This is a genomic window from Clostridium tertium (assembly GCF_902652255.1).
GTDB classification, from domain to species: Bacteria; Bacillota; Clostridia; order Clostridiales; family Clostridiaceae; genus Clostridium; species Clostridium tertium_A.
Genome location: NZ_CACRTO010000009.1, coordinates 17,975 through 34,783, shown reverse-complemented (window position 1 = coordinate 34,783; position 16,809 = coordinate 17,975). Strand labels below are relative to the sequence as shown.

Annotated in this window: 13 protein-coding genes; 1 reads left to right on the top strand and 12 read right to left on the bottom strand. The window is 29.3% G+C overall.

Features of this window, described 5'->3' with window-relative positions:
• Positions 1-18: 18 nt before the first annotated feature.
• The 6 genes from GPX08_RS04355 to GPX08_RS04330 form a co-directional block, all read right to left on the bottom strand.
• Positions 19-1,008 carry a linear amide C-N hydrolase gene (locus GPX08_RS04355; RefSeq protein WP_156625630.1) on the bottom strand — a complete coding sequence of 330 codons (990 nt, stop codon included), beginning with the start codon at positions 1,006-1,008 and terminating at the stop codon, positions 19-21.
• 370 nt (positions 1,009-1,378) lie between these two features.
• Positions 1,379-2,299: a carbohydrate kinase gene (locus GPX08_RS04350; RefSeq protein ID WP_156625629.1), complete on the bottom strand. Its 921-nt coding sequence runs from the start codon at positions 2,297-2,299 to the stop codon at positions 1,379-1,381.
• A gap of 18 nt (positions 2,300-2,317) precedes the next feature.
• Positions 2,318-3,799, bottom strand: coding sequence for a sucrose-6-phosphate hydrolase (locus GPX08_RS04345; protein WP_156625628.1), 1,482 nt, complete (start codon positions 3,797-3,799; stop codon positions 2,318-2,320).
• Positions 3,800-3,819: 20 nt separating this feature from the next.
• A complete protein-coding gene (locus GPX08_RS04340; protein ID WP_156625627.1) occupies positions 3,820-5,247 on the bottom strand; it encodes a PTS sugar transporter in 1,428 nt (475 codons plus the stop codon).
• 263 nt (positions 5,248-5,510) lie between these two features.
• The gene (locus tag GPX08_RS04335; protein ID WP_156625626.1) at positions 5,511-6,509 is read right to left on the bottom strand and encodes a substrate-binding domain-containing protein; all 999 of its coding nucleotides are present in this window, start codon (positions 6,507-6,509) and stop codon (positions 5,511-5,513) included.
• 165 nt (positions 6,510-6,674) lie between these two features.
• Positions 6,675-7,556 (bottom strand): LysR family transcriptional regulator, encoded by an 882-nt coding sequence (locus GPX08_RS04330; protein ID WP_156625625.1) that lies wholly within the window; start codon positions 7,554-7,556, stop codon positions 6,675-6,677.
• 118 nt (positions 7,557-7,674) lie between these two features.
• Between GPX08_RS04330 and GPX08_RS04325 the strand changes: the two genes are divergently transcribed.
• Positions 7,675-8,865, top strand: coding sequence for a F420-0--gamma-glutamyl ligase (locus GPX08_RS04325; protein ID WP_156625624.1), 1,191 nt, complete (start codon positions 7,675-7,677; stop codon positions 8,863-8,865).
• Positions 8,866-9,029: 164 nt separating this feature from the next.
• Here GPX08_RS04325 and manA read toward each other — a convergent pair whose 3' ends face one another.
• The 6 genes from manA to GPX08_RS04295 form a co-directional block, all read right to left on the bottom strand.
• Positions 9,030-9,965: a mannose-6-phosphate isomerase, class I gene (manA, locus tag GPX08_RS04320; RefSeq protein WP_156625623.1), complete on the bottom strand. Its 936-nt coding sequence runs from the start codon at positions 9,963-9,965 to the stop codon at positions 9,030-9,032.
• A 302-nt stretch (positions 9,966-10,267) separates the two neighbouring features.
• Positions 10,268-12,028, bottom strand: a complete 1,761-nt coding sequence (locus GPX08_RS04315) for a mannose-6-phosphate isomerase (RefSeq protein ID WP_156625622.1) — start codon at positions 12,026-12,028, stop codon at positions 10,268-10,270.
• Between the two features lie 17 nt (positions 12,029-12,045).
• Positions 12,046-14,712 (bottom strand): PTS fructose transporter subunit IIA, encoded by a 2,667-nt coding sequence (locus GPX08_RS04310; RefSeq protein ID WP_156625621.1) that lies wholly within the window; start codon positions 14,710-14,712, stop codon positions 12,046-12,048.
• Positions 14,713-14,813: 101 nt separating this feature from the next.
• Positions 14,814-15,959 (bottom strand): hypothetical protein, encoded by a 1,146-nt coding sequence (locus GPX08_RS04305; RefSeq protein ID WP_156625620.1) that lies wholly within the window; start codon positions 15,957-15,959, stop codon positions 14,814-14,816.
• A gap of 48 nt (positions 15,960-16,007) precedes the next feature.
• The gene (locus tag GPX08_RS04300; RefSeq protein ID WP_156625619.1) at positions 16,008-16,310 is read right to left on the bottom strand and encodes a PTS fructose transporter subunit IIBC; all 303 of its coding nucleotides are present in this window, start codon (positions 16,308-16,310) and stop codon (positions 16,008-16,010) included.
• A gap of 39 nt (positions 16,311-16,349) precedes the next feature.
• Positions 16,350-16,805 (bottom strand): PTS mannose transporter subunit IIAB, encoded by a 456-nt coding sequence (locus GPX08_RS04295; RefSeq protein WP_156625618.1) that lies wholly within the window; start codon positions 16,803-16,805, stop codon positions 16,350-16,352.
• Positions 16,806-16,809 lie beyond the last annotated feature (4 nt).

Here is a 16,809-nt window from a genome sequence, read left to right as displayed (position 1 = left end):
ATTACTAGCTTATTTTTATTAATTTTGATAATTTATATCCTGTTTTATTAAATAAGGATAGACTTTAATCTCTCTACCATCTAATTCTTCCTTATTTATATCAACAGCATTTATTCTATTATTATTGTAGGTTTTATAATAATAAATACCTTTTTCTTGGTTCATGCATGAAGAATATAAAGTAAAGTCTTCTTTTCCTTCTGCTGTCATTACTCCTCCTTTTACCATTGCCACATAGTCAAGCATATGAAAGAATTGACTAAGAGAACTTAAATCATCTTCTACTTTTGGCATTCTAGATTTAATAAATGCAATTCTTACAAACCTTGAAACTGAAGAAAAATCTCCTGGAATTCCTATAGTTCCTGCTCCAACTCCTAAAGGTTCTAATTCTTGATTGCACCATCTAGTTTCTTTAGGATGTTTCTCTGTAAGACCTATATACTCACTTAAATTAATTAAATGCCAATCAAAGGTTGGATTATTAGTAAGTACTCCAATATTATTATCATAAACTGCAAACTCATTCTTAGTTTTCTCTACTACTATAGATTTTCCTGTTTTATCTACTATCATCCAATGAAGAGTTGGTACAGGATTATTTTCATTTAAAGGTACATCTACTAACTCTATGTTATTAATCTCTTTCTTAACTTCATCTACTGTTTCATGATTAGATAGAACCCAAAGTATAAAGTCATAGGGTGCAATATTTACTTTTCCTTCTATTGGTTCTTTTTCATAATAAGCAAATCCTGAAAAATTTAATCCTGCACATGCTAACCCTTTTTCATTCATACCATCAGCCATCGCAGCATGATTCTCAATAACAGTTCCCATTCCAATAATTGCATACTTACCCTTTATCATATTGCCAGTAACCTTATCTTCATACTCATAATTCCTCGGAAGAACCATAACAGATTGATTAAAATAATACTCCAAGTCCATATTTCTTCCAAAAAAGCTATTACCTTTACTTGATTTAATAGTTAATGCTGTACACATATTTTCACCTCATTTTATAAATTATTATTTTTTTCTCTATAAGTTCTGTTTATTCTTATTATTTCTATAATCTCTATTAACTTTCCTCCTTTTATAATTTCTACTTATCTTTCTTATTATGGTATTAGTTTTCCTATAATATTTACAAATCTTAATCAAATACTATAAATCAAAATATCTATTTCCTTTAAATCATATACCTATTCTATACATGGTTTAAATAAATTCTTCTTTCAACTTCAACTACTGTTTTTTTCTTAATTATCTCTATCAAAACAAATTAAGTCTTTAATATAAATAAGACCCAGAAGTTAAGAAATTTCTTAACTTCTAGGTCTTAAACTTCAATTATTCTTTTTTTGATGTATAACTAAAACTCAACTTTACCTTTTCTTTTAATTACTTTGTCTAAGGTTGGTATTGCTGGTATTGCACCATATTCCTCACAAGTCATAGCTCCAACTACATTTGCAAACTCTATTATTTGTCCATAATCTTTATTTTCACTTCTTGTTAATCCATATAATACAGCTCCAACAAAAGCATCTCCTGCACCTGTAGAATCCTTTTGCTCTATCTCTATTGAACCTATTATAATTGATTTATTTCCTTCTATGAGCATTGTTCCTTCTTTACCTAAAGTTATTGCAATAGTTTTAAGGTTAGAGTCTTTCAATACTTTTATTGATTCTTCTAAAGTCTTAGTATTTGTTAATAGCATAGCTTCTTCATCACTTAACTTAATAAAATCTGCTTCCTTCATAAAGTTCCAACAATGCTTTTTATATTCTTCTAATAAATCTTCTGTTATTAGTACATCTCTATAATTAGGGTCAAAAGTAATTAATGCACCTTTAGACTTTCCTTCTTTTAAAAGCGAATAATAAGTTTCTTGAATCTTTCCACCTAGGAATACTGTAGCAGATCCAAAATGTATGATATCTTTATTATCTATTGATATCTTTGCTGGATCAATAACATATTTACTATCACTTCCTCTGTAAAATTCAAAACTTCTTTCTCCACTTTTATCTAAAGTAACTAATGCCAAAGTTGTCTTTCCTTCATCTTTCATAAGTGATGTATCAACATTGTTTTCTATTAAAGTTTTCTTTAAAAAGCCTCCAAAATTATCTTTTCCAACTTGCCCTAAAAAGTAAGACTTTCCACCTAATTTACTTATAGCTACAGCAACATTGGCAGGTGCTCCACCTGGTTTCTTTAAGTAATTATCTCCATCTAGAGAAACCATATCTATTAATAATTCACCAATACAATATATATTATTCATAGTTTATTACCTCCAAATCTATATCCCTTTTTTCAAAGAATATTTGCTATAATTATATTTTATCTCACTATCAGTAAAGATTTCTACTCCATTAGAATCTTCTAATGGGAATATCCTAGATGTAAATGCTTTTTCTCCATTATTAATAAATATTTCTATTATACTATTATCAACTAAAGCTTTTACATTTATTTTATCAAAGGATTTTATTATTGTCTCTCTTACATTTCCATATTCCTCTGCATACTGATGTACCATATTACTTCTATCTAAAACAACACTCTTATTATCCTTATTAAAGGTTAATGTTAGCTTTTCTTCTTCTGATACTAAGAACTCAATTCCAAACTTATTTGCTTCTAATGAATCAATAGTTAAATCTAGTTCATAACAATTATTTTCATTTGAAATCTTTATTCTTTCATTAGATATTCCACTATTATTTACTTCATTAGCTCTTAAAAGCTCTAATTCTTTAGCTGGTACTTGATATAACTTACCTTCTTTTATAGCTAACTCTCTAGGGAAAGTCAAACAATTTGCCCATAGATTATCATCAGTAGGAGCTTTAAATTCTCCCATACCTGCCCATGCAAATAATAATGATTGGTTCATTTTGCCTTTAAAGCTTTGAGGTGCATAAAAATCAAATCCAGCATCAAATTCATCGTAGCTTTCTACTATAAATTTTAAATTTTCTACATCAAACTTTCCAATTATATAAACAACGTTAAAAATGTTATGATATTTGTTTTCTACTGGATCTATCCCTTGTGGAGAAAATATTAGTACATCTTTTCCATCAATATTTATATAATCTGGGCACTCCCACATATATCCAAAGTTATTATCAAAGTTTTCAAGGCTTAATTCTCCAAGGAAAGTCCATTCTAAACCATCAACTGACTTATACATAATAAATGTTCCAGTCTCATCTAACCTTTGAGCACCTAAAATCATATAGTAATTATTATCTTTTTTAAATACCTTAGGATCTCTTACATGACCTGTATATCCTTCAGGCACTCCTAATATTAAAGGGTTATTACTATACTTTTCAACTTTTCCATTTTCATTCATAATAGCTAAACATTGATTAGCACTTCTCTCTTCTTTTCCAAGCTTAATATTACCTGTGTAATATAAATATAGCTTTCCATCAATCTCCATAGCTGTTCCTGAATAAGCTCCATGAGATTCATAAGTTTCAGTAGGAGTAAGTGCTACCCCTACCCTTTTCCAATTTACTAAATCTTCTGATTCCAATTGAGCCCAATGCTTCATTCCATGGGTTACTCCAAATGGGTACCACTGATGAAATAATCTATACTTACCTTTATAATAAGCTAATCCATTTGGATCATTTAATAAACCAAATTCAGGATGAATGTGATAATTAGGTTTCCATGGATCATTTATTGATTTATTTTTAAGTTCATTAAGTTCTGCTTCTGTTGCTTCGATTATTGTTCTATGCTTTTCTTCCTTATAAATTATCATCTTAACCCCCAAATTGTATTTTAAGCTGATTTTCTTTTAGCTTTAGCAAAGATAATTGTTAAAATTGCACCTGCTAATAGAGCTATTACATGAGCCACTAAGTAATTTAAATGACCTGAATTTTCAGCTGCAACTATTGCAAGTCCTGGTATAGCTGTAGCTCCAAATCCTATGGCAGTTACCTTAGTTATGTAAATATAAGCTCCACCTAAAGCTCCTGCTATGCATCCAGCTACTAGAGGAAATTTATTTTTTAATGTTACACCAAATATTGCTGGTTCAGATATACCAAATAATACTGATCCAAATGAAGAAATACAAATTTGTCTTTCCTTCATATTCTTCCAGTTAGCCACTAAATACCCTAATACAGCTCCTCCTTGACCAATTAATGCTACTGACATTAATGGCATTATGAAGTTTCTTCCTGTATCTGCAATTAATTGAGCTTCTACTGCACCTATTACGTGATGTAATCCTGTTATTACAACTATTTGTTGAATACCAGCAAAAATCATATATCCAAAAATACCTAAATTAGTTGTTGTCCATAATAATGAGCTTGTTACAACATCTGATAATCCACGACCAACTGGTCCAATTATAGTAAATAGTAAAAATGCTCCAACTGTTACAGTTGCTAATGGTGATAAGAATAACTTAACTAAATCAGGAATTACCTTATTAAAGAAATTATCAAGCTTTGCTGTTATGAATCCCATCATTAATGCAATTATTATTCCACCTTGGAAAGCAACAAGCTCAACTTTTAATCCAAAAATATTAATAACTTCTGGTTCTACAGATCCATTACCAACACTGTAAGCATTTGCTAAGTCTGGATGTAGCATTATTGCTCCAATAACTAAACCTAAAACTGGATTCCCACCAAACCTTTTAGTAGCAGAGTAAGCTACTAGTAATGGCAGTATAGTAAATATTCCTGTTGATGTTATTTGCATAAATCTATTGAATCCAGCTAAGGATGGAAACATCTCAACTACTGATTGTTCTCCAAATATTCCTTGTTGAGTTAATAATCCTGTAATACCCATTAATAATGCAGCTGCAAGTAATCCCGGAATAATATCTACAAATACATCTGATAAAGATTTAATAGCTTTCTGAAATCTATTTTGCTTTTCAGCAGATTTTGCCTTAACATCCTTTAAAGACATATTCTCTTTTCCTGATACTTTTGCAAATACTTTATATACATCATTAACAGTACCTGCTCCAAATATTATTTGTAATTGATCCCCAACTAAAAATACACCTTTAGCTAGGTCAACATTTTCTATTTCTTTCATATTAACTTTTTTAGTATCTTCTAATACTATTCTTAATCTTGTAGCACAATGTGCTACTCCTTGGACGTTATCTTTTCCGCCAATATGTACTAATATTTCTTCAGAAATTTTTTTATTTTGTTCACTTTTATTTGACATAGTTTCTTCCCCCTATACTTTTTTTTAACCAGTGGAACCGGTTCCTAAAATCTATGATTAGATATTATCATATTATTTACCCATATGCAATAGATACAGAAAACATTTTCAAGAGTAATTTTTCTCTTTATATGATTAAAGTGGATATATATAAGTTTCCGCTGCTTCTATCCAAGACAACGTAAACTTATATATATCCACTTTAAACCTAGCTGGAGTATTAACCATTAGCCTCTTATTTAAATTTTAGATTTAATAAATTATTATTTAGCAATTTCTTTAACGCTTTCCCCTTTAATAAAATCAAATCCTATTATCTGTAAACTTTCAACTTCTTTTTCTTCTATTAAATTTATAATTGTATTTGCAGAAATTATACCAGCCTCATTATTGTTAAATCTAATAGTTGTTAAGCTAGGTGTAATCATTGATGAAATATCGTATCCTCCAAAACCAACTAAGGAAATATCTTCTGGAACACTTTTATTATTCTTATTGATAGCTTTCAAAGCTCCTAAAGCTATTTTATCTGTAGCACAAATAATAACAGTTTCCTCTAAATTATTTATTAATTCATTAACTATTTTTTCAGAGTTTTCTGCACTAAAACTTGTAGTTATTTCTTTAAATGTTACAGTTTTATCTCTAAGCAAAGATTCTCTTACACCTTTTTTTCTTATGATTCCAACTGCTTCATCACTTTCTTCAACACCTAGATATAGTACTTTTTTATGTCCATTTTTTAAAATGTACTCGCCTACAACTTTCCCTGCATTATAGTCATCATTAATAATAGAGATTGCTTTATCGTACTTCTGTCCTACTATAATAATAGGAATTTTTAATTTACTTATAGCTTTCTTATGCTCATTAGTTATTTCTGTACCTATTAAAATAATTCCATCAACCTTAAGCCTAGATAAATTTTCAATATTTTCAACTTCACTTTCTTTATTTAAGCTTGTATTTAATATTAATGAATTATATCCTTTTTCTCTAAGTCTTTCATCAATAGACATAATTACTCTTGATGTAACTACAGAATCTAAACAAGGTGCTATTATTCCAACAAATTTTGTTCTCTTTGCCTTTAAGCTTTGAGCAAAAGCATTAGGTTCATAATTATATTTATCTATAATAACTTTTATTTTCTCGCTTGTACTCTCACTTATTTTACCGCCATTTAAATATCTAGAAACTGTACTTTTTGCAACCCCAGCCATTTCTGCTATATCTTTTATAGTTAAATTTCTATTATCCATTTCTTATCCTTAATTTGAAAAATTATTTTAATTACAAATCTCTTAATTTTCAGATTCACAATTAATTTACTAATATCAATTATATAATATTTATATTAATTTTAATACTTTTAGTAATTAAAACTAAACTATTAAAATAGTTTATGTAAACGCAATAGGTATTAATTAACTCTCTAATATCTCAACAAACTTAGTAGAAGCTAATGAAAGTGGAACACTCTTTAGATAACAGACTCCTATACTTCTACTAGGGATTTCTTCTAATGTCTTAACTTCATATAATAATCCCCTTTCTAAATAATCTCTTGAAAACTCCTTTACTACACAGGCAATGCCTAAGTTTATCTTTGCAAACTCCAATAATAAATCAAAGGATCCAAGTTCAAATTCTGGGGCTATTTTTATACCTTTAGATAGCATAAACTTCTCTACATATTTTCTTGAATTTGAATTAGGTTCTAGAAATATTAGAGGATATTTAACCATCTCTTCTAATGAAATTTTCTTCTTTGATAAATCCTTATACTTCTCTCCACAAACGAAAATATCTCTAACTTCTCCACAAGGTCTTATTTCTAATGAAGGATCATCTAATGGTAAATTACAAATAGCTATATCAATTTCCCCTGACTTAATTAAGGCACAAAGTTCTAATGTCGTGCCATTTATAATCTTAAACTTAAGATTAGGGTATTTATTATGAAAGTCTTCTAAATATGGAAGTAGAAAATACTTAGATATACTATCCCCTACACCAATCTTTAATTCTCCAATAGTTAAATCTTTAAATTCTAATATTTTGACTTCTCCAGCACTTATTAAATTAATCGCTGAATTTACATATTCAAACAAAAGGCTTCCTTCATTAGTTAAGGTTACCCCCTTTGGTGTCCTATGAAAAAGTCTAATATCTAGTTCCCCTTCTAATTGCATTATAGCCTGGCTAACTGCTGGCTGTGTCATGTAAAGTTCCTTTGCTGCCTTTGAAAAACTTTTGCTTTTTCCTACCTGACAAAACACTTTATATAAATCTAATTTAGTAACCATATAAGTACTCCTTATACCATGTATTAACTCTATTTATTTTACTTATATCATTAATTGGTGTATATTACAAGAGTATGAAATATTTAAATTTAATTTTAAATTGATAGGAGAGATTGTTTTGGAAAGAGTTGTTGGTACAGTTGTTAGAGGTCTTCGTTGCCCAATCATTAAAGAAGGGGATAAAATTGAAGATATCGTTGTAGAAAGCGTACTTAAAGCTTCAGAAGCTGAAGGCTTTACTATAAATGATAAAGATATAGTTACTGTAACTGAATCAATAGTTGCACGTGCTCAAGGAAATTATGCTTCTATAGATAATATTGCTACAGATGTTAAAGCTAAGTTTGGTGATGATACTATTGGTGTAATATTCCCAATCTTAAGTCGTAACCGTTTTGCAATCTGCCTTCGTGGTATAGCAAAGGGAGCTAAGAAAATAGTATTAATGTTAAGCTATCCATCTGATGAAGTTGGAAATCACTTAGTTGACTTAGATATGCTAGATGAAAAGGGAGTTAATCCTTGGACAGATGTTTTAACAGAACAAGAATTCCGTAATTTATTTGGATATAATAAACACACTTTCACAGGTGTTGACTACATTGATTACTATAAATCTTTAGTAGAAGAATATGGTGTTGAGTGTGAAGTAATATTCTCAAACAATCCTAAGACTATATTAAATTATACAAAGAGCGTTCTTACTTGTGACATTCATACAAGATTTAGAACTAAGAAGATTTTAAAAGCAAATGGTGGAGAAAAGGTCTATAGCCTTGATAATATATTATGTGAATCTATTGATGGAAGCGGATGTAATGAAGCTTATGGATTATTAGGTTCAAATAAATCAACTGAAGAAACTGTTAAGCTTTTCCCTCGTGACTGTCAACCAATAGTTGATAATATACAAGCTATTCTTAAAGAAAAGACAGGAAAAGATGTTGAAGTTATGATTTATGGAGATGGTGCTTTCAAAGATCCAGTAGGTAAGATTTGGGAACTTGCTGATCCAGTTGTTTCACCAGCATATACAGCAGGTTTAAATGGTACTCCAAATGAAATCAAATTAAAATATCTTGCTGATAATAACTTTGCTGACTTAAAGGGTGAAGAACTTAAGAAAGCAATATCAGACTATATTAGAAATAAAGAATCAGACTTAGTTGGAGCTATGGAATCTCAAGGTACTACTCCAAGAAGACTTACTGACCTTATAGGATCATTATCTGACTTAACATCAGGAAGTGGAGATAAGGGAACTCCTATAATCTTCATCCAAGGTTATTTCGATAATTATACAAAGTAATATATTTAAAAGTAGCTATTACTAATAGATAAAAATCTATTAATAGTAGCTACTTTTTTAGATTCAGTAATCAGTACTAAATTATTCAAACAATAGATTAAATAAATTTTCAGCTTAATTTATAATTAACAAATTATCTAGATAATTTTTCTACCCTCTTACTATTAAACTGCATAACTCATTAACATAGTTATATTTCCCACAATTTTAAATTCTCCTAAGGTTGCTGGTATAAAGATAGAATCTCCTTTATTTATCTTCAAAGTATTATTTACTGAAATTATTTCTCCTTCTCCATCTACTACTGTATATATATAAAATCTATCTTTATCACTTTCATTCTTGTATTCATTATCTACAGTTAATTTCTCCATATGAAAATACTCATTTTCACACAAAAAAACTTCTTTGTATCCATCCTTTTGTTTCTCTTGGTTGTTAGATAAATTTTTACATTGTAAATTAAAATTCATTACATCTAATGATTTTTCCACATGGATTTCTCTCGGTCTACCATAGTCAAACACCCTATAAGTTACATCGCTATTTTGTTGTATCTCTGCTATTATTACCCCTTCACATATTGCATGAACTAATCCACTATCTATTAAGAAACAATCCCCTTTTTTTACTTCTATTCTATTTAAATAGTCTTCGACCTTTCCTTCTTCTATAGCTTTTTCAAAGGTATCCTTATCACAATTCTTTGTTCCTACTATTAATGAAGCTCCCGGCTTTGCATCTATTACATACCAAGCTTCTGTCTTTCCAAATTCATTTTCATACTTCTTAGCATATTCATCTCCTGGATGTACTTGTACTGATAGCTTTTCCTTTGAATTTATTAACTTCACTAATAACGGAAACTTATCTACACTTATCTTTTCTCCGACTAACTTGTGTCCATACATTTCTATTAGTTTATCAAAACTAATCCCTTTAAAATCTCCATTTTTAACTATCCCTATACCATTAGGATGGCATGCTATATCCCATGATTCTCCTATCATTCCTTCTGGTAAGTTACTTCTAAATGACTCAAAGTCTCTTCCACCCCATATTTTATCATAATAAATATTTTCAAATATAATTGGATACATATTTCTTCTCTCCCATTCCTTATATTTAAGCTCGTACTTCTAAGAATAACATCCTCTTAATCTTAAAAATTACAATAATTCTATCTTATTTAGAATAAACTGCCCTCTGCTAAATAGACAGAGGGCAGTTCAAACTTTTAACTTTATACTTTTATATATTTTTCTACATTTTCATCTAGTATAATATCTTTATGACTTAATAAAGTACCATCCAAGTCTATTACAAACAAACTTTTATTCAATAATAAATCCTCCATCAAACCATAAAGTATCATGAACACTCAAATCTGTTAGCCTAACATTTAGTTTCTAACATATGCCTTTATTGTAGCTATCTTTTTGCCTACAGAATCACCATATGGCTTAATTGTATATTCACCAACTGATGCTGGTATGATAAAGGTTTCTGCATAGTGTACTACAAATGGTTCAAACTTATTGTTAGGAGACTCAATAATGGCCTCATCCCCCTCAACTAGATTAAGTACATTAACTCCACCATTAGTATTGTGATGTACTTCTTTTGTAAACCAGTGTCTTCTAGTTTCTATAAATTCTTTTTCATGAAGACCTGTTCTCTCTTCAACCCAACCATCACCTTCTGCTACTACCTCTATTTGATTAACTAAGTTATCCATAGTCCATTTAGTATCTCTATCAAATTGAACTACCTCTTCCCCATGGCCTATATTAATTGGTCTTGGTTTACCATCCATACCAAGTCTACCCCAATCCCATAACTTAAATGTAAATAAGTTCGGAGTTGATGATATTTCTAAAACCATAGTATCAGCACCTGAGCAATGAACCGTTCCAGGCGGAATTAGGAAGTGATCATGCTTCTTAGCCTTTATTTTATTAGAGTATTCCTCTGCATTAAAATCTCCCTCTCCATTTTGAGCCTTTCTTAAATCACCAAAGAATTTTTCTTTAGTCATTCCATCCTTTACTCCAAGATATACATAGGTCTCCTCATCTTCCTTTGCATCTAAAAGATAATATGATTCCTCTTGAGTATAGTGAAGACCAAACTTCTCTTGAGCGTACTCTACTACTGGATGTACTTGAAGAGATAAGTTTTGTCCTCCCATAGTATCTAAGAAATCAAATCTTATTGGGAAGTCTGCCCCAAATCTACCATGTACCTTTTCTCCTAATAACTCTCTCGGATGAGTTAGTACAGCATCAATAGATGGAATTTCAACAATATTATCTCCAACCTTTAATAATAAAGAGTTTTCTTCTGGTACACAGTCAAAGCACCAAGCATAGCTTTCCATATTTCTATCTAAATCACAAACCTCCTTCATCCATTGTCCACCCCAAACCCCTGGGTCAAAGAATGGAACAACTCTAAAAGGTCTATTAACAGTTTCTTTTAAACCTGCTCTAAATGAATCTCCTGTTATCATTTTAGGAGTATTCTTTAAATTTGTATCTAAAATATAATCAAATTTATTAAATCTACGTTTCTTATATCTATCAGCTACTCTCCATTCAAAGAAGTATCCTCTTTTTAACTTTCTTAATGGATCTTCATTAAAGTTTCTACCCTTCCAGTTAGGAATATCTCCTGATCTATATCTTTGTTGTATTTCCCATCTAGCTAAATCCGCAAATATATAGATATCCGGTTCTACTAATAAGTTAGCGCCTACTCCATAAACAACAACTGTTCCTGTAGCATTATTTATTTTTTCTTTGACATCATTTAACTTCTTCTCATCTATAAAATTCTCAAGAGTATGTAAACTAATTCTACCAAAAACTCTATCGTCAGTAACTACTTCCTTTATTTTATCTTCAACAGTATCTATATCTTCAAATATATCTTCATCTGTATAAACAGTTAAATCTGCCATTAATTTATTTACTATTCCAGTTTCAATTTCCGCTGTTCTAACACCTGGATAAAAATCAATTGCTACTATAACTTTATCTTTATTAAAACTATCAACTTTATTTTTTATCTCTTCAACAATGGAATTATAACCACTCCAGGAATGAGAGTTTTCAAATCCCTTAACTTCAACAAATGGCTGCTTATCATATTTTGATCTCATGTGTACCTCCATACAATTTATAAAATTATTTTAATATTTTTTATTTCACCAGGTTTTAAATTACCTATATTTATATCACATTTAGAATCTTCATCTTCTATAATATTAGTTGATTTTAATTCACTATATTTAAAACCTATATTTAGTTTTCCCGCATTTATTTCATGATTTTCTCCATTAAATATTCTTAATAAATACCCATTTTCTTTGTTGCATTTTTTTAGAGTTCCAAATACAGCTTCACTTTCTTCTAATTCTAATAGTTTAAATTCATCTGGAATTTCAAAATTTAATGGATTAGTTTCAAAATAACTTATTGGAAATACAACCTTATCCAATCTTTGATTTTGATAATATGTTTGGTCAGTAGCATATTTTATATAATCCTTATTTACATCATTAGCATCATATTTATCATAGTATGCTAGTCCAATTTCAAACTCATTTTTTCCAATCATTTGACTTAGAGGACTTTCTATAATTCTTTCAGCTAATCCACTAGCACGTCCTGGTCTTCTATTTAAGTCTGGTAAACCTAAGTGACCTACTGATCTAAATAAAGTTAATGCAATATCTGTTTTATCTGCTCCTATAACCTCATATTCCTTACATCCTCGTGTGAAAACTGTAGCAATATCATTTTCGCCAATTAATGAAACATGATTTAATAGCGGATTAATTGCTGATGGTTCTTCAAGCCATCCATTTTCTCTCCAGTTAGCTAAAGCTTTATCTTCAACAACTCTTTTTACATAACCAAATTGTGTTCCTGCATATGAATATTCACTTTTATTTGTTGTTTTAACAACTAATCTCAATCTGTGATTTAATGCTTTATTATCAATTTCCCCACTAATTTCAACTACATCACTATATTTTTTCAATCTTATATTTAAAGAATATTTCATCTTTGAAGATGTATTCTTCTTTTCTCTCTCTTCCAAATTAGCAGGTACCATAATATCTCCTACTACTTTTAATTCGCTAAACTCATCACCATTATATATCTTCACAATTTTACCATCATTAAAATTGTATCTTATTACCCAATCATTATCAGGATATGAGTAATCATAATTATCTCCCTCGTCACCTGAATTTTCAAAACAAATAACATCTTTATGATGAGTATTGTATTTTTTATCATAAACTTCAAATTCTCCATTTATGAAACTTACTTTATATCTCTCATTTTCTATAGTATCTTTACTATCTTTTATATTCTTGATTTTAGTTGATTTTTCACCATCTATTAAATAAATTGTCTTATAAGAAAATCCTTCAAAGTTATCAATATTCAATGTTAAATTAGTTTTATAGTAATATTCATCCTCATTCATTAAAGTAGGATCTTTTCTGTATGTACCTGAAAATAATTTTTCTGCTTCCAATATAGAGTAACTTAATTCTTTATCTTTTAAGACTAATTTAAAGTCCTTTTCTTTTGAATAAACTTTTAAATTAATGCACATATTTTGCTTCTCTGGTAAAGTATTAAATACTACAATCGGATATTTATTTTTTTCTGCTTTTATTGTAATTGCAATTTTTCTTGCTAAATATATTTTTAATGATAAAGCTAAATTATAGGCCTTTTCACTTCTCTTTAATATTAATTCATTAGTTTTATCTGTATTAGTTGCTGAAGAATGTGTTTGACTTCTTACTAAAAGATCCCATATCATATCAACTATATTTTTATCGTAAGGTAACCCTATTTTATCTACTATTGCCATCAAAGGTTGTACCTCATAAGTCATAATTCTCTCTATTTTATCTTGAATAGATTTTATATCAGCTCTTGCTGAGTAAATTGATTTATGTACTCTATGATATTCAGGATTTAAGAATTCTCCTTCATAAGTTTTTAAATTTTCTCCATTTTCTCTTAGTTTTTTCATATACTCTTCTAAAGTTACTTCAATAAACTTGTATTTATCAGATTCTTCATTATATTTCTCTAATAACTCTTTAAAATTCCAAATTACAGGAGTCTGATCATTTCCTATTGGTAATAAAAATTCATTTGGCAAGCATGAATTTTTATATAAATTCTCAATTTGTGTTGATACATCTTTTCCATCATAATCTTTTCCTGAATTCTTTATTAATGTTTCATTCACAAAAGGTGCTGTTGCAAAACCATATCCACTATTTAAAGTATTAACAAGTACAGTGCTTCCATCATTTGATTTCCAATAAAAATCTAATGGTAAATTATGTTCTGTACCCATACCACGTCTAAATACAAAATCATTTATCCCCATAGATTTGAAAATTTTAGGGAAATCTTGAGATTGTCCAAAAGAGTCAGGTAAATAAGCAACCTTAGATACGCCTCCATTTTTATCTGCTTTCTCTATTCCCAATCTTAAATTATTTATTACAGATTCTCCACTAGATATAAAGCTATCTAATTGTGTATGAAATGGTCCTACAAATAATTTTTTTCCTTTTATAAGCTTAGCAATTTTTTCATTATCTTCTGGATGAAGTTTCATATAATCATCTAATATTGCAGTTTGTCCATCTAAGAAAAAGTAATCTATTATATCTTCATCAAATGCTTTAATAAGCTCTTTCATATGATATGAAAGTTGAATTAAAGAATCCTCCTCAGTAAAATACCATTCATTGTCCCAATGCGTATGATGGAATATATTTGCTACGATTTTTTCTTTCATCTTTTTTCTTTCCTCTCTACATTAATAAAATCTTTAAATTAAAGGGTTTTAAGATAAAATATTGTCATATTATCTAACTTAAAACCCTATAATAATTCTATTTATATTTTAAATCCTGCATCTTCACTCTCAAAGAATACTTTTGTATCACTTTCATTCTTACATCTTACTCTTAATAATATTGTCATAGCTATAGTTGCCACAGCTACTCCAATAATGAAAGCTATAGTCCATTTAACAACTCCCATAACACCGTTAGTTATTGCAATAAAAGGTAATCCCATATAGAATCCTAAAGTAGGTATTAATTCTAAATTAAATAATGCTGCTAGTCCTGCTGCCGTAGCCCCCCCTAAAACCATTGCTGGAATTACTATTGTTGGTTTAGCCATAGCAAATGGTATTGTATTTTCTCCTATACCGAAAATACCCAAAATAAAATTTGAAAGAGCATTATTTTTACCTGATTCACTAAAATACTTTTTATTAAATATATAAGTAGTAAACATAGCTGTCATAGGTACAGCAAGTGCGATATGTGCATATGTTGAAGGTAATCTTGTTTCTGCATAAACTCCATATACAAACAATATTGCTGTTTTATTAATAGGGCCTCCAAAATCAAAGCAAATCATAGCTCCAATTATTATAGCTAATAAAACTCTCATATCTGGATTTCCATTCATATACTCTAATCCAGCATACATTGCATCCATCAATTCTTTAATAAGTAATCCTATTGAGTATCTATATACTAAAGCACCTATTAATAATGTAAATAATGGTATAATTGAGAAACTTAATAAAGATTGATAAGCCCCTCTTAATTTTACTTTCTTTTTAATAATATCAGCCACGTATCCTGCTAATAAACCTGCTACTATTCCTCCAATAAATGATCCGTTCATTATACCTGCAATCCATCCAATTACGAATCCCGGTGCTAGCCCTGGCTTTCCAGTTAATGAATTAGCAATATATCCTGCCAAAAATGCTGGCATTAAGTTTAATCCAAATTTACCTGTCCACCATATCATTTGATCTATTCTACTATTTATAAGTTGATCAATATTATTACCATCAATACTCCATGCAAAACTGCTTCCTGAAGGATCTTGTCCCATTGCTAATGAAATAACAACTCCTATAGCCATAAGTAACCCTGAACCTGCTACTAAAGGTATCATATATGATAAACCTGTGAAAATTGCTTTTTTCATTCTTTTCAATTCATTTTTTAAATTCATTTCTTATTTCCTCCTTTAATATTAATTTTCATCATTGGTAAACTATATCTAAATGCTTTCTAGTTCATCAAATATTTTTTTCACGTCTTTTAAAGCTTCTCCAATAGCAACTTCTAAAACCTTTTTACCTTCAAATCTTTCTTCGCCTTCAATTCCTACTGCAACTGCTAATATTACAGCATCTGCTTCATCAATTTGATTCATTTCTAACTCATCTTCAATACCTAATGATCCTTGCTTCTCTATAAATATTTCATGACCTCTTTCTTTTGCTTCCTTTTCTAATGCCTTTGCTGCCATATATGTATGTGCAACTCCCGCTGGACATGCTGTAACTCCTACAAATTTCATAATAAATCCCTCCAAAATTTTAATATTTATATAATTTTTTTAATTTATAGCACTAATTAAATTTAATATTTCCTCTTCTTTATTAGCTGATAACAGTCCCTCTATAAAATCATCTTCCATAAGATTCATTGCTATCTTTGATAAAATTCTTAAATGTGTATCGCTAGCATCCTTCTTTTGAACTGCTAAAAGAAATACTATATTAACAGGCTGTCCATCTAATGAATCCCAATCTATTCCTTCCTTTATTCTCGCAAACACAATACTAGTTTCTTTAACTCCATCTGACTTTCCATGTGGTATTGCTACTAATCTTCCAACACCTGTTGTAGATTCTTTTTCTCTATCTAATACATCTTTTATATAAAGATCTTTATCCTTTAATTTACCTTGTTCTTCTAATATACAAGCTAATTTTTCTATTACTTCATTTTTATCTTTCGCTTCTAGATTTAACTCAATCATATTAATATTTATAAGCTCTCTTATGTTCATCTGT

What these genes read in the sequence shown, in the direction of transcription:
- GPX08_RS04355 (WP_156625630.1), bottom strand. Translation starts at nt 1,008, where the DNA reads ATGTGTACAGCATTAACTATTAAATCAAGTAAAGGTAATAGCTTTTTT.
- GPX08_RS04350 (WP_156625629.1), bottom strand. Translation starts at nt 2,299, where the DNA reads ATGAATAATATATATTGTATTGGTGAATTATTAATAGATATGGTTTCT.
- GPX08_RS04345 (WP_156625628.1), bottom strand. Translation starts at nt 3,799, where the DNA reads ATGATAATTTATAAGGAAGAAAAGCATAGAACAATAATCGAAGCAACA.
- GPX08_RS04340 (WP_156625627.1), bottom strand. Translation starts at nt 5,247, where the DNA reads ATGTCAAATAAAAGTGAACAAAATAAAAAAATTTCTGAAGAAATATTA.
- GPX08_RS04335 (WP_156625626.1), bottom strand. Translation starts at nt 6,509, where the DNA reads ATGGATAATAGAAATTTAACTATAAAAGATATAGCAGAAATGGCTGGG.
- GPX08_RS04330 (WP_156625625.1), bottom strand. Translation starts at nt 7,556, where the DNA reads ATGGTTACTAAATTAGATTTATATAAAGTGTTTTGTCAGGTAGGAAAA.
- manA (WP_156625623.1), bottom strand. Translation starts at nt 9,965, where the DNA reads ATGTATCCAATTATATTTGAAAATATTTATTATGATAAAATATGGGGT.
- GPX08_RS04315 (WP_156625622.1), bottom strand. Translation starts at nt 12,028, where the DNA reads ATGAGATCAAAATATGATAAGCAGCCATTTGTTGAAGTTAAGGGATTT.
- GPX08_RS04310 (WP_156625621.1), bottom strand. Translation starts at nt 14,712, where the DNA reads ATGAAAGAAAAAATCGTAGCAAATATATTCCATCATACGCATTGGGAC.
- GPX08_RS04305 (WP_156625620.1), bottom strand. Translation starts at nt 15,959, where the DNA reads ATGAATTTAAAAAATGAATTGAAAAGAATGAAAAAAGCAATTTTCACA.
- GPX08_RS04300 (WP_156625619.1), bottom strand. Translation starts at nt 16,310, where the DNA reads ATGAAATTTGTAGGAGTTACAGCATGTCCAGCGGGAGTTGCACATACA.
- GPX08_RS04295 (WP_156625618.1), bottom strand. Translation starts at nt 16,805, where the DNA reads ATGAACATAAGAGAGCTTATAAATATTAATATGATTGAGTTAAATCTA.